Source organism: Bradyrhizobium sp. WYCCWR 13022 (assembly GCF_030435535.1).
Taxonomy (GTDB): domain Bacteria; phylum Pseudomonadota; class Alphaproteobacteria; order Rhizobiales; family Xanthobacteraceae; genus Bradyrhizobium.
Map to the genome: position 1 here is coordinate 889,030 of NZ_JAUIZJ010000002.1, position 25,584 is coordinate 914,613.

A 25,584-nucleotide genomic window follows, 5' to 3' on the forward strand; every position below is an offset into this window, starting at 1 on the left:
AATGGTCTTGCCGCCGCTTACGGAACGGCTGCGGCCGCACTGCGTTGGCAGCGCATGTCCATTCGCTGCACGGTCGAGAGCGCATTCTTCATCGCCTGGAGCTTCCTCGAGAAGACCGGCGAGCTGGGCGCGCCCGACATCTCCGCAAACATCATTCTCGATGCGATCGAGGCACAGCTCAAAACCGGCGAGCGCCGGCCGCTGATGCTCGCCAACAGGGCGATCGACGCCTACCGGCATGCGAGCCGGCTGTCATCCGCGCGCGAGGCGCGCCGCGGCTAGAGGGCTCCCTCGCGTTCGGCGCTGATCTTTTTCGATTTTCCGCAAGCCTTGTGTGCACTTTGGAACCGTCTGTTCCTGCGCGGAAACGTAGGGTCTCGTCGGTTGCCGATTCCCGGCAGGTAAGAGAAACACGCGTGATCCGCCGGCCCGATAACGAACTCCTCCAGAGGCTCAGCAACCAGGATTTCGAGCTGCTCGCCCCTCATTTGCAATCGATCGACCTCGCTGCGAACCACATCCTGCATCATGCCGGTGACAGCATCGCCGTTGTTCATTTCCCTTGTGGCCCCGCCTTCGTATCGTTCGCGGTCCCGGTCGAAGATGATCGCGAGGTCGAAAGCCTGCTGGTCGGTCGCGAGGGGGCGGTTGGTCTTCCCTTCGGCCGCGGCCCGTCGCTGGCCTATGCACGCATCGTCGCGAAGGTGGGCGGCACGGTGCTACGCCTGCCGTTGCGCGCGCTCGAACAGGCGCAGCAGAGATCGGCGACCCTCCAGGACCTGTTCGCACGCTACGCCACCTGTCAGCTCACTCAGCTGCTCCAGACCGCAGCATGCAATGCCGCGCATTCGATCGAGCAGCGCGCAGCGAAATGGATCATCGCGGCGCAGGAGCACATCGGCGGCGACGAAATCCCCCTCACCCATGAGCAGCTCGCCGGCATGCTCGGCGTCTCCCGCAGCTATGCCAGCCGCGTCATCCAGATGCTGAAGGCAAGGCGCATCCTTGCAACGCGTCGCGGTGCCATCCTGATCCTCGACGCATCAGCGCTTTCCGCCAGCGCCTGCGCCTGCAACCGCGCCGTCAAACGGCATTTCGGCAGAGTGCTGGGCGCGCGCTGACGGCGCGGCCGATCCGCGCGAATGCGGAACATATCGACCTCGCCCGCATTGCCCGACATGCGGCGGTACTTTTTCCATTTCGAGGGGCAGCAGCCTCACACCGACACGACAGGCGAATCGCTCCCCGACGATGAGGCTGCCTGGCGCGAAGCGCTCCGCCTCTCCCGCGACGTCGAGCATGCGCTGCGTCCCGGCGACAGCTGGACGCTCAGCGTGTTCGACGGTACCGAACCGGTCTTCGTACTGGCGATGGTGACGCGGCGGTTTCGGTAGAGCGGGCAGATCTCGGCACCGGGAGGCAGAATCGGTCCAAGCCGAACCCTCGTTTCGGTTCCTGGGATGGAGCCGGTGCACGCGTCCTTTGGCATCCATTCCTGCCGAATTCCGATAGCAGCTCGCGCTGAAACTCGGGTCTCGTCGAAAGCACGACTTGCATTGGCGCGCGAACGGCCGTTCAATATCCACTTGAATCACCAGCACATTTCTTAACCTTTGGTTTATCGATGCGGACTGTTCTCATCATCCTGGGCATCTGGCTCCTGATCAACGTGCTCTTCGTCGTGATCATGATTCCGCCGCGCAAGCCGCGGAAAGCGGATCAGACGCGATCCGGGAGCGGGCTCGCGCCTGTCCGGATCGGCCGGAATGTCTACGCCTATGATGAAGACGAGAAGGTCTCGCTGCGCCACACCATCATCGCCATTGCGATGGGGACGGTGCTCTCGCTGACGCCGCCCTTGCTGGAGGCCGTCGACGACATCAAGCAGATGATCCGGAAATACCGCAAGCCACGACCACCTGCCGGGGCTGCGGGCGGCGACGGACACCCCCTCGAGACGGCCTTGAGCGAGCTCCGCGCCCGGGAGAACGAGCCCGTCTCCGACCGCTCGTCATCCGGCAGCCACGACGGCGCGAAGCACTAGCGCGCTTCGCATCGCCGCAATTACGTCAGACCCGATCTTGGAACGCCCTGCGCGTCCACCGCGTTGACCCTTCGTCGAGGCAACGACGGAGTCTGAGCGATATGACGAAGCCGCTGACAAAGATCGTGCAGCCTGTGCCCGATCAGAACCAAAGCCACAAAGGCGCCGGCAGCACGCCGACTGTTCCCATCGATACGACCAAAGGCCATCGCGACGACGAGAAACAGAACATCCGTGAGCAGGCCGCCCACGGCAACCTCACCCAAAACACCAGCAACCGGCGCACGGGATAGGCGCAGAACCAGGGGGATGAAGAGGAGATACGAACTTGGTGACGCCCAGCAAATGGTACGATCCGATCTCGGAACGCTGGATCGCACCGCGCGAACTCCACGCCGCAGCTCCCTCCCCCCATGCCAGCGAGAACCACGTGCTCGAGATGCAGAGGTCCATCGAGATCCAGCGCATCTGGCGCTTGCTGGTCGATTGCTGCGCAGGCAAGTGATGCTCCTGCGCGTGCGTGACGGGGTGACGCGCGCCGTCCGGCGCATTCTTGTTCTCCTGCATGACCGATCCGTCATCCCCAGCAAGGCCCGCCACCATCGCGATCCGCTACCTCGCGATCATCGTCGGCTGCGCCTGCCCGCTCCCACCGCGATCTGCCTTGCCAGCACATGCCAGGCCTTCATCCAGACCGGCGAGCAGAGATAAGGGCACCGGGCAAAACACCAAAACACCGTCAACCCCTTCGCGCAAAAATATTCTTCTTTCCAGAATTTCGGATTTATGGCATAAGCGCCCCCATCCCGGCCCTTGCCAAAGGGGCGCTTCGCGATCGTCACGAGATGCGGGCCGGGTTGCGGTGGACGCGGTAGCGCCGGCGCGATTGCGCGATGACAGGGCGGGCAACCGTGAGACGTCACGCAACGCGGCACGACACGGCGCGGTCACAGCGGGTTCGTCGGCGGTCCGGGTGAGCACACGCAAGCCCCGAACGATCAGGCGAAACCGTCCGCGGACGGAGAAGTCGTGTGGTCCTGGCGCCCGGAGCCTGTGCGTCAAGCCTTGCGGTGATGTGGCGGCCCGACCGGGTGCGCGCGTCAGCCATCTGCAAAGCGACGGGGGCAATAGTGCATCGCTCCCCGAGGAGAGCGCGAAGGACACCGTTAAAACCATCCGCGCAGGGAAGGCCGGGCGTTCGGCCAACCTGTGGTCCACCCCGTGTGCATTTCCTGGAGCGCACGGACTTGCGGGTGCCGCCGGCGCCCGGCCTTCCCTGCGCCCTCTGGCTTTCATAGGGCGATGAACGGCAGCAAGGCCCGGACAAACCTGTCGCGGGAACGCGAAACTGTGCGCCTCTCCGATCGCGAGACGTCGTCATGGCGGGCTCGTTCCGGCCATCCAGCCAAAGTGCCGCACCGCTTTTCGGCCGTGCATCCAGCTGGTAGATTGGCGCCATTATTTGGGGAATTTTGATGCGCGCGAGGATTTTCGATCGCGTCCTGATGCTGGCGGCGTTCGTCGTCGCCACGCTCAACGTCGTGCAGCCGGCGGCGGCCGAGAAGCGCATTGCGCTGGTGGTTGGCAACTCCGCCTACAAGAACATCACGCCGCTCGACAATCCCGCCAAGGACGCCAGCCTGATGGCGCAGACGCTCGGCTCGCTCGGCTTCGTACTGGTCGGCGGCGGCGCACAGCTCGATCTCGACAAGGCCGCGATGGACATTGCGGTACAAAGCTTCGGCCGGCAGGTGCAGGGCGCCGACGTCGCGCTGTTCTATTATGCCGGTCACGGTGTGCAGGTGGCGGGCTCGAACTATCTGGTACCTGTCGGCGCCAATCCAACGCGCGAAGCCGACGTCGATTTCCAGATGACCGACGTCAATCTCGTGCTGCGCCAAATGCAGGGTTCGGGCACGCGGCTCAACCTCGTCATCCTCGATGCCTGCCGCAACAACCCGTTCGGTTCGCGCGGCCTGCGCTCCTCCGACGGCGGCCTCGCGCAGATGCGTGCGCCCGAGGGCACGCTGATTTCCTACGCGACGCAACCGGGCAACGTCGCGCAGGATGGCAGCGACGGCCACAGCCCCTACACCAAGGCGCTCGCGGCGACGATCCGCACCGCGGGCCTCGACGTCTTCCAGACCTTCAACCAGGTCGGCCTCGGCGTGAAGCGCGCCACCTCGGGCGCACAGCAACCATGGGTGTCGTCCTCGCCGATCGACGGCACATTCTACTTCGTACCCCCGACGCAAGCCGCGCCGCCGCAGGTCGCGGCGATGCAGCCCGATCCGCTGCCGGCGGATCGCCTGCGTGCCGATCCTGACCGAGTGCCGCTGCGCGATGCCGCGCTGCTCAGCGAATTGAGCGAGCGGCTCTACGAGCTCAATTTCGATCCTGATACGCCCGACGGGCTCACGCGCGCGATCACGAAGCTTCAGCAACGGATTTCCCTGGCGCCAACGGGTGAAGCGACCGAGGGCCTGCTGCTGCGGATGCGCAAGATGGAGGACCTCAAGCCCTGGGGCTCGATCGTCTACGGCCCCGACAGCAGCAAATGGGGCATCTCGTGGAACCATGCCTCACGGCGCGCGGCGGTCGCGGATGCGCGCGGCAATTGCGGAGGCGCCAAATGCGCGATCGAACTCTCGTTCTACGGCAGAAGCTGCGGCGCGTTCGCAATCTCGGACAAATCCTGGTCGCTGGTCCAGCGCGACAGCGTGCAGCGCGCGAAGGATGCCGCGCTTGACGATTGCGGCAAGGCCGGCAAAGCTTGCCGCATTATTGGAGCCGTCTGTGCCGACGGCTCTGGTCGTTGATTTTGCCGCTGATTTTTCATGATGGATTTCTGGCTCATGTCGAACACCTCAAGCCGCCATTTTGCCCTCGCCTCGCTTCTCCTCACACTCGTCTCGCCATCGGCCTTCGCGCAATCCGGCAGCGCCGGCGGCTCGATCGGCAATGACGAAAAATCGCTGTCCGGCTCGCGCCAGGATGGTTCTTCAGGCCGTTCCGCAGAACCCGCGCCATCGGCGCGCCGGAGCAAGCCGGCCACGGACGAACAACGCTCGTCGGCACGGCGCGGCGGCGGAAGTGGTGGCGGCGGCAGTTTCGACGGTGCCTGGGCCGTCACCAGCGTCGGCTGCGGCGGCACGTCCAGTGGCGCGACCGTCGTGACCTCCGGCCGCGTGATCGGCCAAGGCGTCAGTGGGACGGTCAGCGCAAACGGCTCGGTGCACACGTTCGGACAGGGTGATGGCGGCATCACCTATACCGGCGCCGGCCGCCTGTCCGGGCGCAGCGGGTCCGGCACGTTCCGCCGCTCCGACGGCTGCTCGGGAACCTGGACCGCGAGCAAGCAGTAACGCGCTCGAAATTGCCTCATTCGCGGCGGAACGACCGCCCCGCAGGCCCGATTCAAGCCACATCCTCTCCGGATTTGCGGCTCATTGCCACCCAACTCTTTGCTGAGAAGGGGAAGGTAACGAGTTGCGTCATGCGTAATCGGGAGACCAGGATGGGCAACCGCACCGCAAAGTTCACATCTGCATTGATCGGCAGCATCATCGCCGGCGTACCCCTGGCTGCCGTCTCGCAGAACGCGCCGGTTGCACCCGGCGCTGCCAGCACGGTGAATCCCGCGAGCGACTGTCTCACCTCGCCGAAGGGCGGCGCGCCGCAGGGACAACACTGGCACTATCGCGTGGAGCGCGGGACGAAGCGGCAATGCTGGTATCTGCGCGCTGAAGGCGTCAAGGAACCCGCCAAGGCTGCCACGACCGCGCAGATGGCGAGCAGCACGGCGCAGCCGGATTCACCGCCGCCGCAATCGGTGCAGAATGCGCACGCCGAATACGTCGCGCCGCAGAGCGCCGCCCCGCAGGCAGCGCCCACGGCCGCGACCGCAGTTCCGGTCACTCAGCCTGCGCCCGCTGCGAACGGCGATCCGCAACAGCCGGCCGTCGCCACACGTTGGCCCGACGCTGCACCGGCCGCCGCCTCACCCGCACCGCAGCCGTCGCCTGCAACGACCGATGCACCTGCAGCACCGTCAACCGAGACGAGCGCAACGCCGGCCGCATCCCCTGCCCCGGTGGCGCTCGCCGCAGCCGACGCGCCTGCCGAGAAGTCGACCGGTTCGCTCCAGATGCTTCTGCTCGTCGTCGTCGGCGCGCTAGCGCTCGCCGGCGTCCTCGCCAGCCTGATCTACCGCTTCGCGGGCGGACGCGCGCGCATGCAGACAGCCGATCGCCGCGTCAACTGGGACACCAGGCAAGATTACGATGACAGCCGCGCACCGTGGCACGGCGAGCCCGTTCCGGCGCCGCGCGTCGAGCGGCCGCTTCCGATCGACTTCGACGCCGTGCGTCCGCAAGCCCGTCAGATCGCCGCTTTCAGCGACGCGATCGGCCGGATCGCAGCGCAAGGCCGTCCCGCCGCCGAGGTTACGGTGGAAGAACCTGACGAGACCGAGATCGACTATTTCGAGGGCGAATTCGAGATCGAGGCGCCAGCGCCTCAACTCGCGGCCGCGGCTCATCACGAAGAGACGGCCGATCACGATGAGGACGCGCATCAAGAGCACGTCCGCGACGCAGATTCGCATGAGGGGCCCGCGCGCAACGACAATGCGATCGACATCGACATCATCACGGCGATGCTGGAACGGCTCGCGGCCGAAGGGCCGCGGCTGACGCAGCCGAGCTTCGACGCTAGCCTTGAAGCTGACCTTGCAGCCCTCGCACGAAGCTCACGAGGCCGGTCCGCCGCTCGCGCTTGAGGCGCTCGGCCTTCAGGATCGACTGGACCTCCGCGAAGGCATCATCGACATTGTGGTTGATGACGATGTAGTCGTACTCGGCCCAATGGCTCATCTCGTGGCTGGCGCGGCTCATGCGCTTGCGGATGACCTCGTCGGAATCCTGCGCGCGTGAATGCAGTCGCTTCTCGAGATCGGCGGCCGAGGGCGGCAGGATGAAGACGCTGACGACGTCGGCGCGGGCCTTCTCGCGGAGCTGCTGCGTGCCCTGCCAGTCGATGTCGAACAGCACGTCCTGCCCGGCCGACAGCGCGGCCTCGACCGGCGCGCGCGGCGTACCGTAGCTGTTGTCGAATACGGTCGCCCATTCCAGCAGCTCGTCACCCTTCACCATCGCGTCGAACCTGGCCTTGTCGACGAACAGATAGTCGCGGCCATCGACCTCGCCGGGCCGCATCGCGCGCGTGGTCGCCGACACCGACATGCGAAGGCCCGGCATGCGGTCGATCAACATCCGCGACAGCGTCGTCTTGCCCGCGCCCGATGGCGAGGACAGTACGAACATCAGTCCGCGCCGCTCGACACCGTCAGTTCCGTGACCGCTCGTCGTCATCGATCACTCCAGATTCTGGACCTGCTCGCGGAATTGCTCGACCACGTTCTTCATGGCGAGCCCGGTATTGGTCAGCTCGATGTCGTTCGACTTCGAGCAGCAGGTGTTGACCTCACGGTGAAACTCCTGCGCCAGGAAATCTAGCTTTCGGCCGATCGGGCCGCCCTTGCCGATCAGTTCGCGCGCCTGTGCGACGTGCGAGGCGATGCGGTCGAGCTCCTCGCGGATGTCGGCCTTGGTGGCGATCAGGATCGCCTCCTGCATCAGACGGTCGGAATCGAAACGGTCCGACGTGTCCAGCAACGCTGCGATCTGCTCGGCGAGCTTCGCCTTGATCGCCTCCGGCCTGCGGCCCGGCGAGCCTTCCGCCTTCTTGGCGAGCTGCTCGATCTCGTCGACCCGCTGGGTCAGTATCTGGCCGAGCGAGGAGCCCTCGCGCTTGCGCATCGCCACGAGTTCGTCGAGCGCCTTGTCGAAAGCCTCCGCTGCGGCAGCGCGCGCGGCCTTGTCCTCCTCTTCGTCGCCCTCGGGCTCGGCAACCTCGACGACGCCCTTGATGGCGAGCAGGCCGTCGATGCTCGGCGCGACGGCGTCGATCTTGCCGGAGATTACGGCGGCCGCCTTCAGCACCGCGTTGAGAACGTCCTCATTGACGCGGACGGTGGCGGCCGCGTTGGCGCGCTTGACGTTGAGATTGGCGTAGACGGTGCCGCGCGACAAAAGCTCGCCCGCGCGCTTCTTGGCGTAGGCCTCGAGCTCGTCGAACCCTTGCGGCAGCCGCACCCTGAGGTCAAAGCCCTTGGCGTTGACCGACTTCAATTCCCATTCGAACGTATACGGCCCGCTTGCGCCGTGGCTTCGGGCAAAGCCGGTCATGGACGACAGCGCCATCAGGTCAAGTTCTCCGACATCATGGGATTCGCAAGGCCATCAGGCCACGCGAAACTTAAGACTATTTTGCAGGAAAGTGGAATCCGCAAAGTCCGCAGGCAGGTCTGCGTGGGCCTGACGCCGGACCGGGCCTAGCGCTGGATTACCGGCGGCGAGGGCTGCACTGCGCCCTGGCGAGCTGGAGCTGCGGGCCGCGCCGGCGGCTTCTTCTGCTGGGTCGGGCGCGCCGGCGGCGTGGTCGCGGTCGGCGCTGTATCTGCGCCAGCGGGCGCGGCGGCGGCCGGCGCCGGCGCATCGTCGGCCGGCTCGACGGTGTCGTTCTGGATCTGCTTCTCCATCGCGCGGAGTTTCGCGACGTTCTTCTGGTGCGCGTCGTAGGTCTCGGTGAACGCATGCCCACCCGAGCCGTCGGCGACGAAATAGAGGTCGCGGGTGCGGGCCGGGTTGGCGGCGGCCTCCAGCGAGGCGCGGCCGGGATTGGAGATCGGGCCCGGCGGCAGGCCCTCGATCACATAGGTATTGTAGGGCGAAGGCTGGGTGATCTCGCTGCGCTTGATCGGGCGGCCCAGCGTGCCCTTGCCGCCGACGAGGCCGTAAATGATGGTCGGGTCGGACTGGAGCTTGATCTTCTGCTTGAGGCGATTGACGAACACCGCGGCGACGCGGCTGCGCTCGTCCGGCTTGCCGGTCTCCTTCTCGACGATCGAGGCCAGCGTCACCAGTTGCTCCGGCGTCTTGACCGGCAGATCCTGGCTGCGGCGCTCCCAGATCTCCGCGAGCACGCGCTTGTGCGCCTGCTGCATGCGCTGGATCACCTGGTCGCGCGGGGTCCCGCGCGGGAACTTGTAGGTCTCGGGCAGCAGCGTCCCTTCAAGCGGCACTTCGCGCACGCTGCCGGTGAAGATGTCGTTGTCGCTCAATCGCGCCACGATCTGCTCGGAGGTCAGCCCTTCCGGAATCGTGACGGCATGCTGCACCACCTTGCCCTCGACGATTGTGGCGATGACGTCGCGCAAGCTCGCGTTCTTCTGGAACGAATATTCACCCGGCTTGAGATCCGAGCTCGCCTTCAGCGCAGCCACGGCGCCGATGAAGATCCATGGATTGACGTCGGTCACGCCTTCCCGGTTCAGGGTCTCGGCGATGTCGCGCTTCCCGGCGCGCTGGGGAATGTTGACGACCTTATCTTCCTTCAACGGCCCGGGCGACTCCAGCACCTGCCGGCCGTAATAATAGGCAACACCCGCGCCGATCATGCCGATCAGGAGCAAGGTGATGATGGCGTTGCCGACTACGACGAAGGGATTGCGCGCCCGCTCCGAACGCTTCGGCGGCGGCGGGACCTGCTCGGGCTCGAGCGCTGCCCGCGGACTCCTGGGCGAAATGGGCGGCCTTTCACTCATCGAAGCAACCTGAATCCTGCCGGTTCAATCGCGGCTTGACAATCGCTTGCCGAGCCAAATGCACGCGCCCACAGACATGACTATCGCCGAATACGGCAAAACGGTGGATTCGTCTCAAACGCAAACTATTGGGCCAGGCGCCGGACGATCACCGACGCATTGGTACCGCCGAAACCAAAAGAATTCGACAACGCGACATTGACCTCGCGCTGCTTCGCCTTGTGCGGCACGAGATCGATCGCGGTCTCCACCGACGGGTTGTCCAGGTTGATGGTCGGCGGCACGACATTATCGCGAATCGCGAGGACGGCGAAGATCGCCTCGATCGCGCCGGCCGCACCGAGCAGATGGCCGGTCGACGATTTGGTCGAGGACATCGCAACCTTGGAGGCGGCATTGCCGAGCAGGCGTTCCACGGCCCCGAGCTCGATCTCGTCGCCGAGCGGCGTCGAGGTGCCGTGCGCGTTGATGTAGTCGAGATCGGACGCGGTCAGGCCGGCACGCTTGAGCGCAGCCGACATGCTGCGGAAACCGCCATCGCCATCAGGCGACGGCGACGTAATGTGATAGGCATCACCGGACAGACCATAGCCGATCACCTCGGCATAGATCTTCGCGCCGCGGCGCTGGGCGTGCTCCAGTTCCTCCAGAACGAGGACGCCGGCGCCCTCGCCCATGACAAACCCGTCGCGATCCTTGTCATAGGGACGCGATGCCTTCTCGGGCGTCTCGTTGAAGCCGGTCGAAAGCGCGCGCGCGGCGTTGAAGCCGGCGATACCGATGCGGCTGATCGGCGACTCCGCGCCGCCGGCGACCATCACGTCTGCATCGCCGAGCGCGATCAGGCGTGCGGCATCGCCGACCGCGTGAGCGCCGGTCGAGCAGGCCGTGACCACTGAATGGTTCGGCCCCTTCAACCCGTGTGCGATCGAGACGTAGCCGGACGCAAGATTGATCAGGCGGCCGGGAATGAAGAACGGCGACACCCGGCGCGGGCCACGTTCCTTGAGCAGGATCGCGGTGTCGGCGATACCGTTGAGGCCACCGATGCCGGAACCGATCATGGTGCCGGTCGCGCATTTGTCCTCTTCGGTCTCGGGATGCCAATTGGCGTCGTCGAGCGCCTGGCCGGCTGCGGCCATGCCGAAGATGATGAAGTCGTCGACCTTGCGCTGGTCCTTCGGCTCCATCCACTTGTCGGGATTGAAGCTGTCGTTGCTGCCGTCGCCGCGCACGACGGTGCAGGCGATCTTGGTCTGCAGATCGGAGACATCGAAGCTCTCGATCCTGCGCGCACCGCTTTCGCCGTTGAGGATGCGTTTCCAGGTTGGCTCGACGCCGCAGCCGAGTGGCGACACCATGCCGAGACCAGTGACGACAACCCGCCTCATGTCCGAAAACTCCGCATCGAAAGATTCACGGCCAATAACAAGAAACCGGCTGACCGCTGGGAAGCGGCCCGTCCGGTTTCAATGTTGTCCCCGCGAAAATGAAGAGCCTTAGCTCTTCGCGTTCTTCTCGAGAAACTTCGTGGCGTCGCCGACGGTGAGAATCGTCTCGGCGGCGTCATCAGGAATCTCGCACCCGAATTCTTCTTCGAACGCCATCACCAATTCGACGGTGTCCAGACTGTCGGCGCCGAGGTCGTCGATGAAGCTCGCTGCGTCGACAACCTTCTCGGGTTCAACACCAAGGTGTTCGACCACGATCTTCTTAACCCGCTCGCCAATGTCACTCATTGCATAACCTCGTGTTGTTCCCTGTAGACCCGACCCCCCGGGACGATACGAGCCGTCGTGGTCGTGTTACTTGCCTTAATACTTACGAACTTGATTTGGCCCCATCCAAACCGATCCAGGGCCCGGCGAACGACGGCCAAGGCTCCGCATCGCCAATATACAGGGTTTCAAAAACCTGCAATGGCGTTCTTTGCCCATCCGTTGAAGGTCCGGTTATCATACTTCAACTGCCTTGACTACAAGCCTCATTTCGCTCTGGAAACGGCCGTTTGCCGCATCCCGCCCCGCCCATGTGGGCAATGCGGAACGCCGCGTCAGATCATGGCCATGCCGCCGTTGACGTGGATGGTTTGGCCGGTCACGTAGGCCGCTTCGTTCGAACTGAGGTAGACGGCGGCGGCCGCGATGTCCTCGGGCGTGCCCAGGCGGTTGGCCGGAACCTTGCTCAAAATCGTCTCGCGCTGCTTGTCGTTGAGCGCATCGGTCATCGGCGTCTTGATGAAGCCGGGCGCAATGCAATTCGCGGTGACGCCGCGCTTGGCGTATTCGGCGCCCAGCGTCTTGATCATGCCGATCAGCCCGGCCTTCGACGCGGTGTAATTGCCCTGCCCGGGATTCCCTGTCACGCCGACCACCGAGGTAATGGCGATGATGCGGCCGAAGCGCTTGCGCATCATTAATTTGGTGGCGGCGCGCGCCAGGCGGAAGGTCGCCGTCAGGTTGACGTTGATGACCTCGTCCCAGTCCTCGTCGCGCAGCTGAACGAACAGGTTGTCCCGCGTAATGCCGGCGTTCGCGACGAGAATGTCGACCTGGCCCATCGCAGCTTCCGCGGCGGGAACAAGCGCCTCGACTTCATCGGCCTTGGAGAGGTTGCAGGGCAGCACATGGGTACGCTCGCCGAGCTTGCCGGCGAGCTCATCCAGCACTTCCTTGCGCGTTCCGGAGATCGCGACGGTGGCGCCCTGAGCATGCAGGGCCAGCGCGATCGCGCCGCCGATGCCGCCGGTCGCGCCGGTGACAAGCGCCTTTTTGCCAGTCAGATCGAACATCGATAGCTCCTCAACCCTGCTTCGCCGCAGCCAAGGCGTCTTTGGCAGCGGCAATATCGTTCGGTCCGCCGACGGCAACGCCGACGGCGCCGTCGGCGATGCGCTTGACGAGGCCCGTCAACACCTTGCCCGCCCCGATCTCGAAGAAACGGGTGACGCCCTGGCCCGCCATGTAGGCAACCGACTCGCGCCAGCGCACCGTCCCGGTGACCTGCTCAACAAGGCGGCGGCGGATTTCGTCGGGATCGGTGATGGCGCTTGCCAGCACGTTGGAGACCAGCGGCGCTGCCGGCGCCTTGATCGTGACCTTGGACAGCGCTTCCGCCATCGCGTCGGCCGCCGGCTGCATCAGCTGGCAATGGAACGGGGCGGATACCGGCAGCAGCATCGCGCGCTTGGCGCCCTTGGTCTTGGCGATCTCGACGGCGCGATCCACCGCCGCCTTGTCGCCGGAGACGACCACCTGCCCGCCGCCGTTATCATTGGCAGCCTGGCAGACCTGGCCCTGCGCGGCCTCCTTGGCGACCTCCATGGCCGCCTCGTAATCGAGGCCGAGCAGCGCAGCCATGGCGCCGGCTCCAACCGGCACGGCCTTTTGCATTGCGAGACCGCGGGTACGAAGCAGCCGCGCGGTGTCCGAAATCGTCAGACTGCCGGCCGCTGCCAGCGCCGAATATTCGCCGAGCGAGTGACCGGCGACGAAGGCGGCATCCCGCCCCACGGAAAACCCGGCTTCAGCCTCAAGCACCCGCAGAGTGGCCACGGACACTGCCATCAAGGCCGGCTGGGCGTTTTCAGTGAGCTGAAGGGTTTCGGCCGGACCGTCCCAGATCGTGTCCGTCAGCTTCTCTCCAAGTGCGGCATCGACCTCGTCGAACACTGCGCGAGCCGCCGGAAAAGCGTCGGCGAGGGCCTTGCCCATACCGACTGCCTGGGAACCTTGTCCTGGAAATGTGAATGCTGCCGTCATCGGCGCTCCCTGGATCGCTCGAGTCGTGTGCTTCGAGAACCCGGCAGCCGATGACGTCCGGCCCGAGCCTTGGTTCTCGACCATGCTCCGAAAGGGGCCGTAGACACTGTCCGGGGCCGGAATGTCAAGCCAAGATAGGAACTTCGGCCTGCATTCACCTGGGATGCGGCCCCCTAAAATCCACCATTGGTCTGGTTGGCATCGACCGCCGCCCCCGCCTGCGCGCGGCGCGCGCTGTTCACGAGTTGGCCCGGGCGGTCGTCACGATCGGGCTTTGTGGTCGCAAGCCGCAGCACCGCCGCGTAGCCCGGCTGCACCTCCATCCGGCCGGCATGCCGGCTCGCGCTGAGCAGACGATGCACCTTCGGCAGATTGTAGCAAGGCACGTAGAACAGCAGATGATGTTCGAGGTGATAGTTCACGTAGTACGGCGCGATGAACAGACGCTCGAGGACATTGGCGTGCGTGGTGCGCGTGTTGCGCAAGGGATCGCTGCTGTCAGGCACGACAGCATGCTCGGCTATGTTGCGGATGCGGGTAATGACCATCATCCAGGTGAGCAGCGGCACCAGCCAGAGCAACGGGTACGCCCACCACACGCCGGCCGCCGCGAGACCGGCAAACATCGCGGCGTTGAGGAGGCATTGCGGACCGAGCTTCTCCCAGAAATGGGCGGCGCGCTGACGCCACGGCCAGTCCTTCGGTCCGAGCGCGTTGAGGAGTTGCGCCTTGCGCTGCTGGTAGCCGGTCTGCCCGGTAATGTCGCGGATGAACTTGCGGCGGTAGCTCAGCTTCGTGATTGGAAATGGTGCCGACAGCACCAGATCAGGATCATCCTCCTGCTGCGTGCGCGCATGGTGCTGCAGATGATAGCGCCGATAGCTGCGCGTCTCGGCAAACAAAGGATAGGCGCAGAGCCACTGGCTCAGGGCCAGATTGGTCTTCTCGTCAGCGGACAGACACCCATGCGCGCCGTCATGCATGAGAATTGCGAGCCCAAGCTGGCGCGAGCCAATGATGGCAACCGCAAGAACATAGGTAATCGGATTGGGCCACCACGCGACCAGCACGATCGCACCAATGATGAGCGCCCAGGCGTGCGCGATCATCGCGACGCCCTTCCAGGTCACGCGTTGGCGCACATCGGCGAGTTGATCGTCGGTCAGGAAATCGCGGGCACGCATGCGAAGCGCGGTCAAGGCCTACCCCTCTCCGTCCGAATGGCTTGATCCATCATTTTCATCGACGAGACGCAGCCGCGCGGTGTCGCCGGTAGACTTCGCCTGCTCGCCGAGCACGCGCAGCATCTCGGCACACAGTGCCTCTGGCGAGCGACCCATGGCGTAGCCTTCGAGAATGACGCCGATAGCGACGGCCCAGAACCGCCGCGAGCTTTCGTCGGGCGCGCGCAGCGAGCGCCAGCCATGGCGCGCCACCTGGCCCGCATAGGCGCGCGCGCCTTCAGCGTGCAGGCGCTCAATCGTGCGCTCGACCAGCGGCGCCAGATCCTGGCGACGCCGCGTCAGCGTCAATGCCTCGGCGAAGAATGCGATCGAATCGCCGGCGGTCACGGTCTCGGCCAGCGCGCGGGTGTACTCCCGTGGCGTGCGCGCCTTCAGCGCCGCCTGCTCGGTCGCACGGCCCAGATAGAGGAGATCGCGGCAGGCACATTCGACGAACAGCGCCTCCTTGGTGCGGAAGTAATAGGTGATCTGGCTCGGGAACGCGTTCGCGGCGGCCGCGATCTCGGTGATCGCAGTGCCCGACAGCCCCCTCTCCCGAAACAGCGGGCTCGCTGCGTCCAGCAGCAGGGAGCGCATCTTGCGCCCGGCCGAACGCGTCGCCCGCGCAGCATGTTTGGGGTCGCCTGCCGCCTCAAACGGCTCCTGGGCCGGCTTTTCCGCCATTGGGTCTTCTCCCTCATTTATTTGTATGGCATACAAACAAATAGATCAAGCCGGATCGTGGTATGGGAGGATCGGTCCCCGTCCCCGGCACCGCAACGATCCGGGCCGAAACCACGGCCCCAAACCTTGCAAACCCGTCCAAAATCCGTATAACGCGCGCATCCGCAGACCCCGGCCGGGAGCTGAACGGACGGTCTCAGCAAATCCTCAGTGATTTTGGTGTGGCAGGGCCAGTCGGCCCGTCGTCCCGTGTTTCCGCCTTCTGAGCTTGATCCCAGAGTCCTTTCCGAAGGTCTCTTAAGGGCTTGACGCCGGGCAATGCGCCAACACGAGGAAAGGACGACAATGGCTCTTTATGAGCATGTTTTTCTCGCGCGCCAGGACGCGAGCACGCAGCAGGTCGAAGAGCTGACTGCGCAGATGACCGGCATCGTCGAGGGTCTCGGCGGCAAGGTCACCAAGACCGAGAATTGGGGCGTTCGCTCCCTCACCTACCGCATGAACAAGAACCGCAAGGCGCACTTCGTGCTGCTCAACATCGACGCGCCGTCCGCGGCGATCGCCGAGATCGAGCGCCAGGAGCGCATCAGCGAAGACGTGATCCGCTATCTCAGCGTCCGCGTCGAGGAGCTCGAGGAAGGTCCGTCCGCGATGATGCGCAAGGCTGACCGCGATCGCGAGCGTGACGACCGCGGTGGCGGTTTCCGCGGTGAGCGCGAAGGCGGCTTCCGCGGCGACCGTGAAGGCGGTTTCCGTGGTGGCGATCGTGACGGTGGTGGCTTCCGCGGCGATCGCGGCCCGCGCCGTCCGCGCGACGAAGCTGAAACGACGGATGGGGAGTAAGAACAATGGCTGAAGCTGGTGCACGCCGCCCGTTTTTCCGTCGCCGCAAGAGCTGCCCGTTCACGGGAGCCAATGCGCCGAAGATCGACTACAAGGACTCCAAGCTGCTGATGCGTTACGTCTCCGAGCGCGGCAAGATCGTGCCGAGCCGCATCACCGCGGTGTCCGCGAAGAAGCAGCGTGAACTCGCCCGCGCAATCAAGCGCGCGCGGTTCCTGGGCCTGCTGCCCTACGTCATTCGCTAAGACGAATCCGGCCGGCGGCATTCAAGCCGCCGGTCGCGACTTTCTGAACTCATAAGGCTTCCGGGTCGTCCGGTCGCCGATGGTTGGGGCGAAGCGCCTCTAACCGCTCGAAGGGAGCGGGACAGCTGATGATGGTATTTGGACTGATAGCCCTGATCGCCGGCGCTGCGTCGGCCCTGATGTTCGCCTCGATCGTGTCGGGCGCGCTGATCTCGCTCGTCCTGTTCTATCTCGCGCCGCTGCCGCTGATGGTCGCCGCGATCGGCTGGGGGCCGCTCTACGCGACTCTGGGCGGTATCGCCGCCGCGATCGGCCTCGGCGCCATCTTTGGCCTGCCCTATTGCCTCGCCTTTGCCGTCACCGTCGCACTGCCGGCCTGGTGGCTGGGCCATCTTGTCTTGCTCGGTCGGCACGTCGAGAACACGACGTCTGCCACGGCGGTCGCTGCGCCGGCCGAACCCGACATCGAATGGTATCCCGTCGGCCGCATCCTGTTGTGGATCGCCGGCTTTGCCGCGCTGACCACGATCGCCGCCCTCCTCACGCTCGGTAGCGACGCCGAGACCATCACGGGCACGCTGCGGCGTGGCCTGATGCGCATCCTGCGTGCCGCCGATCCGCAGGCGTCCGGCGAAGCCGACCAGTTTATCGACGCATTGATCCACATCGCTCCGGCTGCTGCCGCCATCGTCTCGATGATGACGCTCACGCTCAATCTTTGGCTCAGCGCCAAAGTGACGGCGACATCGGGCCGGCTGCGGCGCCCTTGGCCGGATCTGAAGACGGCCCAACTGCCGGCGATGACGCTAGCGGTGCTCTGCATCGCACTCGCCTTCTGCTTCACCAGTGGCTTGCTCGCGATCGTCGCGCAGATCGCCACGGCGGCGTTGATGATGGCTTACGCGCTGACCGGATTCGCCGTGCTGCATACGCTGACGCTCGCGCTGAAGAGCCGCGCCTTCTGGCTTAGCTCGACCTATGCTGTCGTCCTGGTCTTCGGCTGGCCTGTCATCGCGATGGTGATCCTTGGGCTCGCTGACGCCGTGTTCGGCGTCCGCGAGCGCTTCTTGCGCAATCGGCAACCGCCGCCATTGCCGACATCTTGAGTTCAACCCGAAACCTGAAAACCCAAAGCACTTCAAAGGAGAACGAATATGGAAGTCATTTTGCTGGAACGCGTGAGCAAGCTCGGCCAGATGGGCGAAGTCGTGAAGGTTCGCGACGGCTACGCCCGCAATTTCCTGCTCAAGCGCGGCAAGGCGCTGCGCGCCACCGCCGACAACCGCGCCAAGTACGACGGCATGAAGGCCGACCTCGAAGCTCGCAACCTTGCCTCGAAGGGCGAGGCGTCCAAAGTCGCCGAGAAGATCGAGGGCAAGAACATCATCGTGATCCGTCAGGCTTCTGAAGCCGGCCAGCTGTTCGGTTCGGTCACGGTGCGCGACGTGGTTGCCGCCTTCGAGGCCGACGGCGTTTCGCTGGCTCGTCCGCAGGTTCAGCTCGACGCGCCGATCAAGACCATTGGCAAGCACTCGATCACCGTCGCCGTCCACCCCGAGGTCGAGGTCGAGGTCACCGTCACCGTTGCGCGCAGCCAGGACGAGGCCGAGCGCATCAACCGCGGCGAGGACATCTCGACCCGCAACGAGGACCGCGACGCGGCCGCCGAGGCGATCGCCGCCGCCGGCGAGTTCTTCGATCCGGAAGCCCAGCACGACGACGTCGAGCCGGCTCCGGCTGTGGAAGAGAAGTAAGCCTCGCGCTCAGGCGCAACGCGAAGCCCGGCTGCCTCAGGCAGCCGGGTTTTTCGTTTTCGCACCCACATCCTCGCTCAGCATCGCGATCGAGGCGAGCGCCGTCGCCGTATGTTTCTCGACGCCGTCGTTGACGCAGAACACGTCGGCCGCGACCACGGAAACCTGGCGACCCGGCTTGATCACCCTCGCCCGGCAAATCAGTTTGTCGCCGACCGCGGGCGACAGCAGATTGAGCTTGTACTCTGCCGTCAGCGCCGGCTGGCCGCGCGAGGTCGCCGCCGCGATGGTCGTGGCGTTATCGACCAGGAAAGCGGTGACCCCGCCATGGAAGAAGCCGTGCTGCTGCAGCAACTCCGGCCGGCGCTCGACCGCAATCGTGCAGGTGCCCCGCGATATCTCCGACAGCTCCGCGCCGACCAGGTTCATGAAACCCTGGCGGCCGACATTGGCGTGGATTCGTTCGGCGATCGGAGCGAAATCGGGATCGTTGCTCATGACGCAACTCTTTCCTGCTTGTTGACGCGTCCGGGCGGAACCAGCGCGCGGATGGCGCAAGCGATCAGCGTATCCGCCTCGCCGCGTGGATCGGCGCGGTCGCGCCCGGAGAGAAAGGCGCGGCAGAAGATCTGCGCTGGGCCGATCAGCTGGCTGACGAACATCACCGGTGTCATCGGCCAAAGCTCGCCGCGCGCAACGAGCGGCGCGCGCCAGCGTTCGACGCCTTCGGCGAGCCGCGCATTCTGCGCGCGCTGAGCATCGCGAACATCGTCACCCCACTCATTGCGCGAGATCTCGAAGAGATAACGCGCCTCGCGGCGGCTCAGCACGACCCAGTCGAGATGGGCGCGGATCAGGCCGCCGATCCCCTGCTCCGCATCCAGCGCCGGATCGAGCGCGGCCAGCATTGCGGCGTGATAGTGCCGCAGCACCTCCAGGAATAGCGCGCCGGCAAGCTCCCTCTTCGAGCCGAACACATGGAAGAAGCTGCCATTGGAAGCACGCGCCTTGGCGCGGATCGCGGCCACGGTCGCGCCCTCGAAGCCCAACCGGTCGAACACCGCAAGCCCTGCCGCCAACAGATCGTCGCGCATGCCAGATGACATGGATCTCTCCTAGAGAATTACTCTAGAGTATTACTCTAAAATTGGTCAAGACGAGAGAAGGCCGCGCAGGGCGCGGCCTCCAGAGATCGACGAGATGATCTGCCTATCGCGAGATCGGCGGCGCCGGCGGGCCGGAGGACTCGGCGGCTGCAGGTGACGGCGCAGCGACGGGCGCGGACGGCGCTGGCTCAGCGGGCTTGGTCGCCGGCTCGGCGCTGGGCGCGGGCTCGGCTGGTTTGGAGACGGCTGCTTCCGCGGGCTTGGGCGCAGCAGGTTCAGCCGGCTTCGCGACCGCCGGCGTGGCCGGTGTCACCTGAGGCACCGGATCGGGGCGCAGCGCCGGCGTCTCGCTGGCGCTCGGCTCGGCCTTGGCGCTCTCCGGCTTGGCCTCTGCAGGCTTCTCGGCCGGCTTGAAGCTGTCTGATTTGCCGCTGTCGGGCTTGGACTCGGAATCGACCTTGGCGCTCTCGCTCTTTGGTTCAGCCTTCGATTCGGCCTTGGGCTCGGTCTTCGGTTCAGTCCTGGACTCGACCTTCGGCGCAGCGGTCTCGTCTGTCTCCGGCTTGCCACGCTTGCTTATGCGCTTGCCCTTGCGGCCCTCGGGCGGTTGTTCGGTGGTCGCCTCCGGCTTCGCACCTTCCTTCGCGCCTTCCTCACTTGGTCGGGCCGCGCGCTTATGACGGCCTTCAGCCGCAGGCGCTGAACCCTCGCCCTCGGGCCTCGCGGCCTCCTGTGAGCGCTGGCGGCGCCCCTGATGCTCCGGCGAATGTCCCGGAGGCGTGTTGGCCTCCTTGTCCTTGGCGCCGTCCTTCCTCTCCTTGCCGTCCTTCCCGTCCTTGGCCTGGTAACGGGTGTCGGTGGCGCCGTTGGAGATCAGGTAGGAGGCCAGCACGCCAGCCATGTCCGGGCTGGTGGTGTAGTGCTGACGCAGGAAGCCCGGCAGCGAGCCCGGCGACACCGTCTTCAGCAGTCCGCGCGGGCTCTTGTGGCAGGCGTTGCAGGTCTGCGCGAACAGCTGGGAAGGGGCCTTGCCGGCCTCGAGGTTCGTCGCCTGCGCCAGGACGGCATCGGCGGCGCCGAAGCCAATCAGAAACAGCACCGTGGCGAGGCTAAGCGCTCGGCTCGACATTCCCATCATCTCCATGAAATCCGACAGATACGGCCGGCATCCGGCGCGGCGGCGGTCACCTTTTAGCCGATTGCGCTGCGAATGGAAGCGCGCTCCACAAGCATGTGAACACGCGATTTTCGAATATCGGGTTTGAACACAACGCATTAGCGGGGCGGGAATTGGCCGCCTAGATTTACATGCGCACGCATTGGAACCAATATACTTCCCAGGTGTCGGTGTGACGGCCGGGTAGTCGCATCTTTTCGGGTTCGCTCGAGAGGTTGGTGCCTATGGACCGCTTGTTGCGTAAGTTCTTGTCCCAATTCATCCGCCGCGGGTCGTTGACGGTGACCTCGGCCGACGGATTGAAATTCAGCGTCGGTGACGGCTCCGGTCAGCCGGTCGAGGTCCGCTTCGTCACGGCCGACGCACAAAGGAAAGTTCTCGTCAATCCCGAGCTCGGGCTTGGCGAGGCGTTTATGAACGGCGAGTTCGTCGTCGAGCGCGGCAGCATCGCTGATGCCCTCGCAATCCTGCTCGATCAATCAGACCTGTTGCCGCACTGGGCAAAACCCTGGTGGCACCTGCGCTATCTCGTCCGCCACCTGAGGCAGTTCAACCCGCGGACGCGCTCGCGCAGCAATGTCGCACATCATTACGATCTCGATGCGCGGCTCTATTCGCTGTTTCTCGACGCGGACAAGCAATATAGCTGCGCCTATTTCGAGACGCCGGACGCCACGCTCGACGACGCGCAGCTGGCCAAGAAACGGCACGTCACCGCAAAACTGCGGGTCGACCGCGGCCAGCGCGTGCTCGACATCGGCTCGGGCTGGGGCGGGCTCGGCCTCTATCTCGCCGAGTTCGCAGGCGCCGACGTCACCGGCGTGACGCTATCGACGGAGCAGTTGCAGGTCGCCAACGCGCGTGCCGTTGAAAAGGGACTGACGCGACAGGCGCGCTTCCTGCTCCAGGATTACCGCGACATCGATGGCCCGTTCGACCGCATCGTCTCGGTGGGCATGTTCGAGCATGTCGGAGCCAGATTTTACGACACCTATTTCAAGCGCTGCGCCGAGCTGCTCAGCGACGACGGCGTCATGCTGCTGCATTCGATCGGCCGCTCCCAGGGGCCGGATTCGACCAATCCCTGGATCGCCAAATACATCTTCCCCGGCGGCTACATTCCCTCCCTCTCGGAGGTGCTGCCGTCGATCGAGGACGCCGGCCTGCTGGTCTGCGACATCGAGATCCTGCGCCTGCACTACGCCGAGACGTTGAAGGCATGGAGGGAACGCTTCATGGCGCGTCGCGAGGAGGCCGTGCAGCTCTATGACGAGCGCTTTGCGCTGATGTGGGAGTTTTATCTCGCCGCCTGCGAGATGACGTTCCGCAAGCAGGGCATGATGAACTTCCAAATTCAGCTCACCAAGCGCCAGGGCGTGGTCCCCATGACCCGCGACTATATCGCGCACGAGGAAGCCCGGTTGCGCGGCCTCGAAAGTGGCGCCAAGCCGAAGCTGAAGCTTGCTGGTGAATAGGGTCTAGTGGCGCAAGGTCGATATCTGGGAGGCGCGGTAAGACGCAGTTAACGCCAGTTGAGCCCTCAGTTCGACGACGACCTCGGGCGCGACCGGCTGACGCCGGATTTCGGGCCGCTCGGCATGCTGCATCGCGGCGATCAGCCCGGACAGCCAAAGCCGGCTGCCTGCCTCGCTTCGCCAATTCTGGAGCTGCCGTTCCGGCCGCATCGCTTGCCTCGTTCCCTGCCGGCGGGTCGTGGGAGACAATTCCCGGTCCGCCCGCCTGTTCCCTGTCCTACCCCCGAAAGAATCCGGGAAGATGTGATCTGGTTCACATATCTCTCGACGGCCGTGCCGTAGACCGTCGACATGAGCAAAGAGACCCGAACCTCCTTCGACGTGCAGGACGACCTCCGCACCGATTACGCCCTGATCGCCACCGGCGTGGGCGCCGCGCTGGTTGCGCTGGTCTACCTCCTGCTGGTCTGAACCCGCCCCGGAAGCGCCAGCGCGCCATTTCGCGCGCCTTTCAAATACGTCTGCACTCAATTCATTAGGTTCATCGTTTCCGGATTATTCCGAGGCGCGATCGCGGCCACTTCCGGTCCGCCGTGAGTTCCGCGGAAATCCGTCAAGCGCGGCGCATGCTGCGGCTGCTAATCATCCACCGCTTTTAAGATCGGTTGATAGCGACGAGCTTTTACTTCCGCTTTGGCTTGAGGCGGCGCTTTATCCCGGCCCCGCATCCGCCGCAGAAACTTGCTATCGCTCGACCATGGCCCCGACTGATTCGAACGTCCTCAAACTCGCGCCCGAGCCCGGAACCCCCGCGTATCGGAGCGCGCCACATAACATCGAGGCGGAACAAAGCCTTCTGGGCGCAATCCTGGTCAACAACGACGCTTTCTACCGCGTCTCCGACTTCCTGGAGCCGAAGCACTATTTCGAGCCGCTGCACCAGACGATCTACGAGACCGCCGGCAGCCTGATCCGGATGGGCAAGATCGCCACGCCCGTGACGCTGAAGACCTTCCTGCCCGCCGATACCGACGTCGGCGGCATGACCATCGGCCAATATCTGGCGCGGCTCGCGGCCGAGGCGACCACCATCATCAACGCCCAGGACTACGGTCGCACCATCTACGATCTCGCGCTGCGCCGCGATCTCATCGGCATCGGCGAGGACATGGTGAATGTCGCCTATGACGCGCCGGTCGACTTCGCGCCGCGGGCGCAGATCGAGGACGCCGAGCGGCGCCTCTACGAACTCGCCGAGTCCGGCCGCTATGACGGCGGCTTCCAGAAATTCTCGCAGGCACTGGCGGTCGCGGTCGACCTCGCTGCAAAGGCATTCCAGCGCGACGGCAAGCTGTCGGGCATCTCGACGGGCATGCGCGACCTCGACACCAAAATGGGCGGCCTGCAACACTCCGACCTCATCATCGTCGCGGGCCGTCCCGGCATGGGCAAGACATCGCTTGCGACCAACATCGCCTACAATGTCGCACGAGCCTATGTTCCGGAGCTCCAGGCCGACGGCACCACGAAGGCCGCCAATGGCGGCGTGATCGGCTTCTTCTCCTGCGAAATGTCGGCCGACCAGCTCGCCACGCGTATCGTGGCCGAGCGCACCGGCGTTCCCTCCTCCCACATCCGGCGCGGCGGCATCTCGGAAGCCGATTTCGACAAGATCCGGGAGGTCTCGATCGAGCTGCAATCGCTGCCTTTTTATGTCGACGCGACCGGCGGCCTGTCGATCGCGCAGCTGATGGCGCGCGCGCGCCGGCTGAAGCGACAGAAGGGCCTCGACCTGCTCGTGATCGACTACATCCAGCTGTTGTCAGGCTCGGGCAAGCGCGCCAGTGACAGCCGCGTGCAGGAAATCACGGAGATCACGACCAGCCTGAAGGCGCTCGCCAAGGAGCTCAACGTTCCGGTCATCGCGCTGTCCCAGCTCTCGCGCCAGGTCGAATCCCGCGACGACAAACGGCCGCAGCTCTCCGACCTCCGTGAATCCGGATCGATCGAGCAGGACGCCGACGTCGTGCTGTTCGTGTATCGCGAGGAATACTACCTCGCGATGAAGGAGCCGCGCCCGGGCACGCCCGAACACGAGAAGTGGCAGCTTGACATGAGCCTTGCGCATGGCAAGGCCGAGGTCATCATCGGCAAGCAGCGCCACGGCCCGACCGGCACCGTCGATCTGGCGTTCGAAGCCTCGGTCACGCGGTTCGGCGACCTCGCGCCTGACAGTCAGCTGCCGGCTCGCAGCGGCAACGACTACTGAGTTCCTTGAACCAGCAGAGTTCCTTGAACAGTATCTGCCTCTTGCGTAAAACGGCGCCATGACAATGGCGTCCGACCCGAACATGATCCCGCAATCCGGCCTTCTCTCCGCGGAGGCCAATCAGGCTGCCGCGCTCGCTGCCTTCGGCGGCGTGCTCACCGTCGATCTCGACGCCATCATCGCCAACTGGCGCAAGCTCGAGAAGACCGCGGTGCCGGCCGAATGCTCGGCGGTAATCAAGGCCGACGCCTATGGCTGCGGCGCCGCGCAGGTCGCGCAGGCGCTGAACAAGGCCGGCTGCAAGACCTTCTTCGTCGCCACCATCGAGGAAGCGCGGACCGCGCGCGCGGCGGTGCCGGACGCTGCGATCTACGTACTCGGCGGCTATTTCCAGAATACCGGCGAGCACTACGCCAAGATCAACTGCCGTCCCGTGATCGGCGACCTCAACGAACTCGCCGAATGGGACGTGTTCTGCCGCCGCACCGGCTGGTCCGGCGGCGCCGCAATTCATATCGACACCGGCATGAACCGGCTCGGGCTGACGCTCCAGGAGGCGCAAGCCATCATCCCCCGCATCAATGCCGGCGATCACGGCATCACGCTGGTGATGAGCCATCTGGTCTCGGCCGAGCAGCTCAACAGTCCCGTCAACGCCAGGCAGCTCGCGACCTTCCGCGGCATCGCCAGCGAGTTCGCCGGCGTGCCGGCGGCGCTCGCCAATTCCTCAGGCATCTTCCTCGGCGCGCCCTTCCAGTTCGACCTGGTGCGGCCGGGTGCCGCGCTCTACGGCGTCAATCCGACGCCGGAGGCCGACAATCCAATGCAGCCGGTGGTCGACCTCAAGGCGCGCATCGTGCAGATCCGCTCCATCGAGCGCGGTGAGACCGTCGGCTATGGCGGCACCTGGAGCGCACGGCGGCCGACCAAACTCGCGATCATCGCGGTCGGCTATGCCGACGGCTATTTCCGCGCCGCCAGCTCCAACGACGGCACGCGCGGCGCCGAGGTCATCGTCGCCGGCAAGCGCTGCCCCGTCGCGGGCCGCATCTCCATGGACCTGATCGCAATCGACATCACCGATCTTCCGCCCAACTCAGCTCGGCGCGGCCACATGGTGACGCTGCTCGGCGAAGGCATCACCGTCGACGAGCTCGCGCATCATTTCGGTACGATCGGCTACGAGGTGCTGACCAGCCTCGGACATCGCTACGCTCGCGTCTACAAGGGCGGCAATTTCGTCGAGCCGCTGGTGAAGCCGGAGCCCGCGGAGGCCGCCGAACAGCCCCCCTCCCCGCCACCGCTCGAGCAGAAGGCGGCTCCGCCGCCGAGCTGAG

The 25,584-nt window shown here is 65.1% G+C and carries 30 protein-coding genes; 17 read left to right on the top strand and 13 right to left on the bottom strand.

Annotation, left to right across the window (positions count from 1 at the left end; translation table 11 throughout):
* The first annotated feature begins 54 nt into the window (after positions 1–54).
* The 10 genes from QY049_RS05400 to QY049_RS05445 all read left to right on the top strand — a co-directional run bounded on the left by QY049_RS05400 (position 55) and on the right by QY049_RS05445 (position 6,824).
* On the top strand, positions 55–282 hold the full coding sequence (locus QY049_RS05400; RefSeq protein WP_258761977.1) for a hypothetical protein: 228 nt from the start codon (positions 55–57) through the stop codon (positions 280–282).
* Between the two features lie 134 nt (positions 283–416).
* On the top strand, positions 417–1,121 hold the full coding sequence (locus QY049_RS05405; RefSeq protein WP_301269162.1) for a Crp/Fnr family transcriptional regulator: 705 nt from the start codon (positions 417–419) through the stop codon (positions 1,119–1,121).
* Between the two features lie 21 nt (positions 1,122–1,142).
* Complete coding sequence (locus tag QY049_RS05410) at positions 1,143–1,394, top strand: tRNA 5-methylaminomethyl-2-thiouridine synthase (protein ID WP_258761979.1); 252 nt, start codon at positions 1,143–1,145, stop codon at positions 1,392–1,394.
* A gap of 230 nt (positions 1,395–1,624) precedes the next feature.
* On the top strand, positions 1,625–2,044 hold the full coding sequence (locus QY049_RS05415; protein ID WP_301269163.1) for a phosphonate metabolism protein PhnM: 420 nt from the start codon (positions 1,625–1,627) through the stop codon (positions 2,042–2,044).
* Between the two features lie 101 nt (positions 2,045–2,145).
* The gene (locus QY049_RS05420) at positions 2,146–2,337 is read left to right on the top strand and encodes a hypothetical protein (RefSeq protein WP_301269164.1); all 192 of its coding nucleotides are present in this window, start codon (positions 2,146–2,148) and stop codon (positions 2,335–2,337) included.
* Positions 2,338–2,372: 35 nt separating this feature from the next.
* Positions 2,373–2,549, top strand: coding sequence for a hypothetical protein (locus QY049_RS05425; protein WP_258767117.1), 177 nt, complete (start codon positions 2,373–2,375; stop codon positions 2,547–2,549).
* Positions 2,549–2,755, top strand: a complete 207-nt coding sequence (locus QY049_RS05430) for a hypothetical protein (RefSeq protein ID WP_301269165.1) — start codon at positions 2,549–2,551, stop codon at positions 2,753–2,755. The genes QY049_RS05425 and QY049_RS05430 overlap by 1 nt, the downstream gene beginning before the upstream one ends.
* 764 nt (positions 2,756–3,519) lie before the next feature.
* Entirely contained in the window at positions 3,520–4,863 is a 1,344-nt protein-coding gene (locus QY049_RS05435) for a caspase family protein (protein WP_301269166.1), read from the top strand.
* Between the two features lie 36 nt (positions 4,864–4,899).
* Positions 4,900–5,409, top strand: a complete 510-nt coding sequence (locus tag QY049_RS05440) for a hypothetical protein (protein WP_301269167.1) — start codon at positions 4,900–4,902, stop codon at positions 5,407–5,409.
* Between the two features lie 152 nt (positions 5,410–5,561).
* Positions 5,562–6,824, top strand: coding sequence for a hypothetical protein (locus tag QY049_RS05445; RefSeq protein WP_301269168.1), 1,263 nt, complete (start codon positions 5,562–5,564; stop codon positions 6,822–6,824).
* Here the strand turns inward: QY049_RS05445 and gmk are convergent.
* The 9 genes from gmk to QY049_RS05490 form a co-directional block, all read right to left on the bottom strand.
* The gene (gene gmk / locus QY049_RS05450; protein ID WP_301269169.1) at positions 6,757–7,416 is read right to left on the bottom strand and encodes a guanylate kinase; all 660 of its coding nucleotides are present in this window, start codon (positions 7,414–7,416) and stop codon (positions 6,757–6,759) included. The two genes, QY049_RS05445 and gmk, sit on opposite strands and share 68 nt — an antisense overlap.
* A gap of 3 nt (positions 7,417–7,419) precedes the next feature.
* Positions 7,420–8,307 carry a YicC/YloC family endoribonuclease gene (locus tag QY049_RS05455; RefSeq protein WP_194476288.1) on the bottom strand — a complete coding sequence of 296 codons (888 nt, stop codon included), beginning with the start codon at positions 8,305–8,307 and terminating at the stop codon, positions 7,420–7,422.
* Between the two features lie 131 nt (positions 8,308–8,438).
* Positions 8,439–9,710, bottom strand: a complete 1,272-nt coding sequence (mltG, locus tag QY049_RS05460) for an endolytic transglycosylase MltG (protein WP_301269170.1) — start codon at positions 9,708–9,710, stop codon at positions 8,439–8,441.
* A gap of 125 nt (positions 9,711–9,835) precedes the next feature.
* A complete protein-coding gene (gene fabF / locus QY049_RS05465) occupies positions 9,836–11,101 on the bottom strand; it encodes a beta-ketoacyl-ACP synthase II (protein ID WP_258761984.1) in 1,266 nt (421 codons plus the stop codon).
* Positions 11,102–11,209: 108 nt separating this feature from the next.
* Positions 11,210–11,449 carry an acyl carrier protein gene (locus tag QY049_RS05470; RefSeq protein ID WP_008130699.1) on the bottom strand — a complete coding sequence of 80 codons (240 nt, stop codon included), beginning with the start codon at positions 11,447–11,449 and terminating at the stop codon, positions 11,210–11,212.
* A 314-nt stretch (positions 11,450–11,763) separates the two neighbouring features.
* On the bottom strand, positions 11,764–12,501 hold the full coding sequence (gene fabG / locus QY049_RS05475; RefSeq protein WP_301269171.1) for a 3-oxoacyl-[acyl-carrier-protein] reductase: 738 nt from the start codon (positions 12,499–12,501) through the stop codon (positions 11,764–11,766).
* 10 nt (positions 12,502–12,511) lie between these two features.
* Positions 12,512–13,471 (bottom strand): ACP S-malonyltransferase, encoded by a 960-nt coding sequence (fabD, locus tag QY049_RS05480; protein ID WP_301269172.1) that lies wholly within the window; start codon positions 13,469–13,471, stop codon positions 12,512–12,514.
* A gap of 173 nt (positions 13,472–13,644) precedes the next feature.
* The gene (locus QY049_RS05485; protein ID WP_258761985.1) at positions 13,645–14,670 is read right to left on the bottom strand and encodes a fatty acid desaturase family protein; all 1,026 of its coding nucleotides are present in this window, start codon (positions 14,668–14,670) and stop codon (positions 13,645–13,647) included.
* Positions 14,671–14,673: 3 nt separating this feature from the next.
* Positions 14,674–15,378 (bottom strand): TetR/AcrR family transcriptional regulator C-terminal domain-containing protein, encoded by a 705-nt coding sequence (locus QY049_RS05490; RefSeq protein WP_301269173.1) that lies wholly within the window; start codon positions 15,376–15,378, stop codon positions 14,674–14,676.
* 345 nt (positions 15,379–15,723) lie between these two features.
* On the opposite strand from QY049_RS05490, the gene rpsF reads away from it, so the two are divergent.
* From rpsF to rplI, 4 genes are all read left to right on the top strand, one after another.
* Positions 15,724–16,221, top strand: a complete 498-nt coding sequence (rpsF, locus tag QY049_RS05495; RefSeq protein ID WP_128952215.1) for a 30S ribosomal protein S6 — start codon at positions 15,724–15,726, stop codon at positions 16,219–16,221.
* Between the two features lie 5 nt (positions 16,222–16,226).
* Positions 16,227–16,466 (top strand): 30S ribosomal protein S18, encoded by a 240-nt coding sequence (rpsR, locus tag QY049_RS05500; protein WP_007592020.1) that lies wholly within the window; start codon positions 16,227–16,229, stop codon positions 16,464–16,466.
* A 128-nt stretch (positions 16,467–16,594) separates the two neighbouring features.
* Positions 16,595–17,572 (top strand): DUF2232 domain-containing protein, encoded by a 978-nt coding sequence (locus tag QY049_RS05505; protein WP_301269174.1) that lies wholly within the window; start codon positions 16,595–16,597, stop codon positions 17,570–17,572.
* Between the two features lie 48 nt (positions 17,573–17,620).
* Positions 17,621–18,220, top strand: coding sequence for a 50S ribosomal protein L9 (rplI, locus tag QY049_RS05510; RefSeq protein ID WP_194476297.1), 600 nt, complete (start codon positions 17,621–17,623; stop codon positions 18,218–18,220).
* A gap of 36 nt (positions 18,221–18,256) precedes the next feature.
* Here rplI and QY049_RS05515 read toward each other — a convergent pair whose 3' ends face one another.
* The 3 genes from QY049_RS05515 to QY049_RS05525 all read right to left on the bottom strand — a co-directional run bounded on the left by QY049_RS05515 (position 18,257) and on the right by QY049_RS05525 (position 20,455).
* The gene (locus QY049_RS05515; RefSeq protein ID WP_301269175.1) at positions 18,257–18,718 is read right to left on the bottom strand and encodes a PaaI family thioesterase; all 462 of its coding nucleotides are present in this window, start codon (positions 18,716–18,718) and stop codon (positions 18,257–18,259) included.
* Positions 18,715–19,326 (bottom strand): TetR/AcrR family transcriptional regulator, encoded by a 612-nt coding sequence (locus QY049_RS05520; protein ID WP_301269176.1) that lies wholly within the window; start codon positions 19,324–19,326, stop codon positions 18,715–18,717. Before QY049_RS05520 ends, QY049_RS05515 begins: the two co-directional genes overlap by 4 nt.
* A gap of 103 nt (positions 19,327–19,429) precedes the next feature.
* Positions 19,430–20,455, bottom strand: a complete 1,026-nt coding sequence (locus QY049_RS05525) for a hypothetical protein (RefSeq protein ID WP_301269177.1) — start codon at positions 20,453–20,455, stop codon at positions 19,430–19,432.
* Positions 20,456–20,727: 272 nt separating this feature from the next.
* Here QY049_RS05525 and QY049_RS05530 point away from each other — a divergent pair, with 272 nt between their 5' ends.
* Positions 20,728–21,978 carry a cyclopropane-fatty-acyl-phospholipid synthase family protein gene (locus QY049_RS05530; protein ID WP_301269178.1) on the top strand — a complete coding sequence of 417 codons (1,251 nt, stop codon included), beginning with the start codon at positions 20,728–20,730 and terminating at the stop codon, positions 21,976–21,978.
* Between the two features lie 3 nt (positions 21,979–21,981).
* On the opposite strand, the gene QY049_RS05535 is transcribed toward QY049_RS05530, so the two are convergent.
* Complete coding sequence (locus QY049_RS05535; protein WP_194476302.1) at positions 21,982–22,188, bottom strand: transcriptional regulator; 207 nt, start codon at positions 22,186–22,188, stop codon at positions 21,982–21,984.
* Positions 22,189–22,735: 547 nt separating this feature from the next.
* Here QY049_RS05535 and QY049_RS05540 point away from each other — a divergent pair.
* Both QY049_RS05540 and alr read left to right on the top strand, forming a co-directional pair.
* Positions 22,736–24,247, top strand: a complete 1,512-nt coding sequence (locus tag QY049_RS05540; RefSeq protein WP_194476303.1) for a replicative DNA helicase — start codon at positions 22,736–22,738, stop codon at positions 24,245–24,247.
* A 64-nt stretch (positions 24,248–24,311) separates the two neighbouring features.
* Entirely contained in the window at positions 24,312–25,583 is a 1,272-nt protein-coding gene (gene alr / locus QY049_RS05545) for an alanine racemase (protein ID WP_301269268.1), read from the top strand.
* The last annotated feature ends 1 nt before the right edge of the window (position 25,584 follow it).

What these genes read in the sequence shown, in the direction of transcription:
- QY049_RS05400 (WP_258761977.1), top strand. Translation starts at nt 55, where the DNA reads ATGTCCATTCGCTGCACGGTCGAGAGCGCATTCTTCATCGCCTGGAGC.
- QY049_RS05410 (WP_258761979.1), top strand. Translation starts at nt 1,143, where the DNA reads ATGCGGAACATATCGACCTCGCCCGCATTGCCCGACATGCGGCGGTAC.
- QY049_RS05415 (WP_301269163.1), top strand. Translation starts at nt 1,625, where the DNA reads ATGCGGACTGTTCTCATCATCCTGGGCATCTGGCTCCTGATCAACGTG.
- QY049_RS05420 (WP_301269164.1), top strand. Translation starts at nt 2,146, where the DNA reads ATGACGAAGCCGCTGACAAAGATCGTGCAGCCTGTGCCCGATCAGAAC.
- QY049_RS05430 (WP_301269165.1), top strand. Translation starts at nt 2,549, where the DNA reads ATGCTCCTGCGCGTGCGTGACGGGGTGACGCGCGCCGTCCGGCGCATT.
- QY049_RS05435 (WP_301269166.1), top strand. Translation starts at nt 3,520, where the DNA reads ATGCGCGCGAGGATTTTCGATCGCGTCCTGATGCTGGCGGCGTTCGTC.
- QY049_RS05440 (WP_301269167.1), top strand. Translation starts at nt 4,900, where the DNA reads ATGTCGAACACCTCAAGCCGCCATTTTGCCCTCGCCTCGCTTCTCCTC.
- QY049_RS05445 (WP_301269168.1), top strand. Translation starts at nt 5,562, where the DNA reads ATGGGCAACCGCACCGCAAAGTTCACATCTGCATTGATCGGCAGCATC.
- gmk (WP_301269169.1), bottom strand. Translation starts at nt 7,416, where the DNA reads ATGACGACGAGCGGTCACGGAACTGACGGTGTCGAGCGGCGCGGACTG.
- QY049_RS05455 (WP_194476288.1), bottom strand. Translation starts at nt 8,307, where the DNA reads ATGGCGCTGTCGTCCATGACCGGCTTTGCCCGAAGCCACGGCGCAAGC.
- mltG (WP_301269170.1), bottom strand. Translation starts at nt 9,710, where the DNA reads ATGAGTGAAAGGCCGCCCATTTCGCCCAGGAGTCCGCGGGCAGCGCTC.
- fabF (WP_258761984.1), bottom strand. Translation starts at nt 11,101, where the DNA reads ATGAGGCGGGTTGTCGTCACTGGTCTCGGCATGGTGTCGCCACTCGGC.
- QY049_RS05470 (WP_008130699.1), bottom strand. Translation starts at nt 11,449, where the DNA reads ATGAGTGACATTGGCGAGCGGGTTAAGAAGATCGTGGTCGAACACCTT.
- fabG (WP_301269171.1), bottom strand. Translation starts at nt 12,501, where the DNA reads ATGTTCGATCTGACTGGCAAAAAGGCGCTTGTCACCGGCGCGACCGGC.
- fabD (WP_301269172.1), bottom strand. Translation starts at nt 13,471, where the DNA reads ATGACGGCAGCATTCACATTTCCAGGACAAGGTTCCCAGGCAGTCGGT.
- QY049_RS05490 (WP_301269173.1), bottom strand. Translation starts at nt 15,378, where the DNA reads ATGGCGGAAAAGCCGGCCCAGGAGCCGTTTGAGGCGGCAGGCGACCCC.
- rpsF (WP_128952215.1), top strand. Translation starts at nt 15,724, where the DNA reads ATGGCTCTTTATGAGCATGTTTTTCTCGCGCGCCAGGACGCGAGCACG.
- rpsR (WP_007592020.1), top strand. Translation starts at nt 16,227, where the DNA reads ATGGCTGAAGCTGGTGCACGCCGCCCGTTTTTCCGTCGCCGCAAGAGC.
- QY049_RS05505 (WP_301269174.1), top strand. Translation starts at nt 16,595, where the DNA reads ATGATGGTATTTGGACTGATAGCCCTGATCGCCGGCGCTGCGTCGGCC.
- rplI (WP_194476297.1), top strand. Translation starts at nt 17,621, where the DNA reads ATGGAAGTCATTTTGCTGGAACGCGTGAGCAAGCTCGGCCAGATGGGC.
- QY049_RS05515 (WP_301269175.1), bottom strand. Translation starts at nt 18,718, where the DNA reads ATGAGCAACGATCCCGATTTCGCTCCGATCGCCGAACGAATCCACGCC.
- QY049_RS05520 (WP_301269176.1), bottom strand. Translation starts at nt 19,326, where the DNA reads ATGTCATCTGGCATGCGCGACGATCTGTTGGCGGCAGGGCTTGCGGTG.
- QY049_RS05525 (WP_301269177.1), bottom strand. Translation starts at nt 20,455, where the DNA reads ATGTCGAGCCGAGCGCTTAGCCTCGCCACGGTGCTGTTTCTGATTGGC.
- QY049_RS05530 (WP_301269178.1), top strand. Translation starts at nt 20,728, where the DNA reads ATGGACCGCTTGTTGCGTAAGTTCTTGTCCCAATTCATCCGCCGCGGG.
- QY049_RS05535 (WP_194476302.1), bottom strand. Translation starts at nt 22,188, where the DNA reads ATGCGGCCGGAACGGCAGCTCCAGAATTGGCGAAGCGAGGCAGGCAGC.
- QY049_RS05540 (WP_194476303.1), top strand. Translation starts at nt 22,736, where the DNA reads ATGGCCCCGACTGATTCGAACGTCCTCAAACTCGCGCCCGAGCCCGGA.
- alr (WP_301269268.1), top strand. Translation starts at nt 24,312, where the DNA reads ATGGCGTCCGACCCGAACATGATCCCGCAATCCGGCCTTCTCTCCGCG.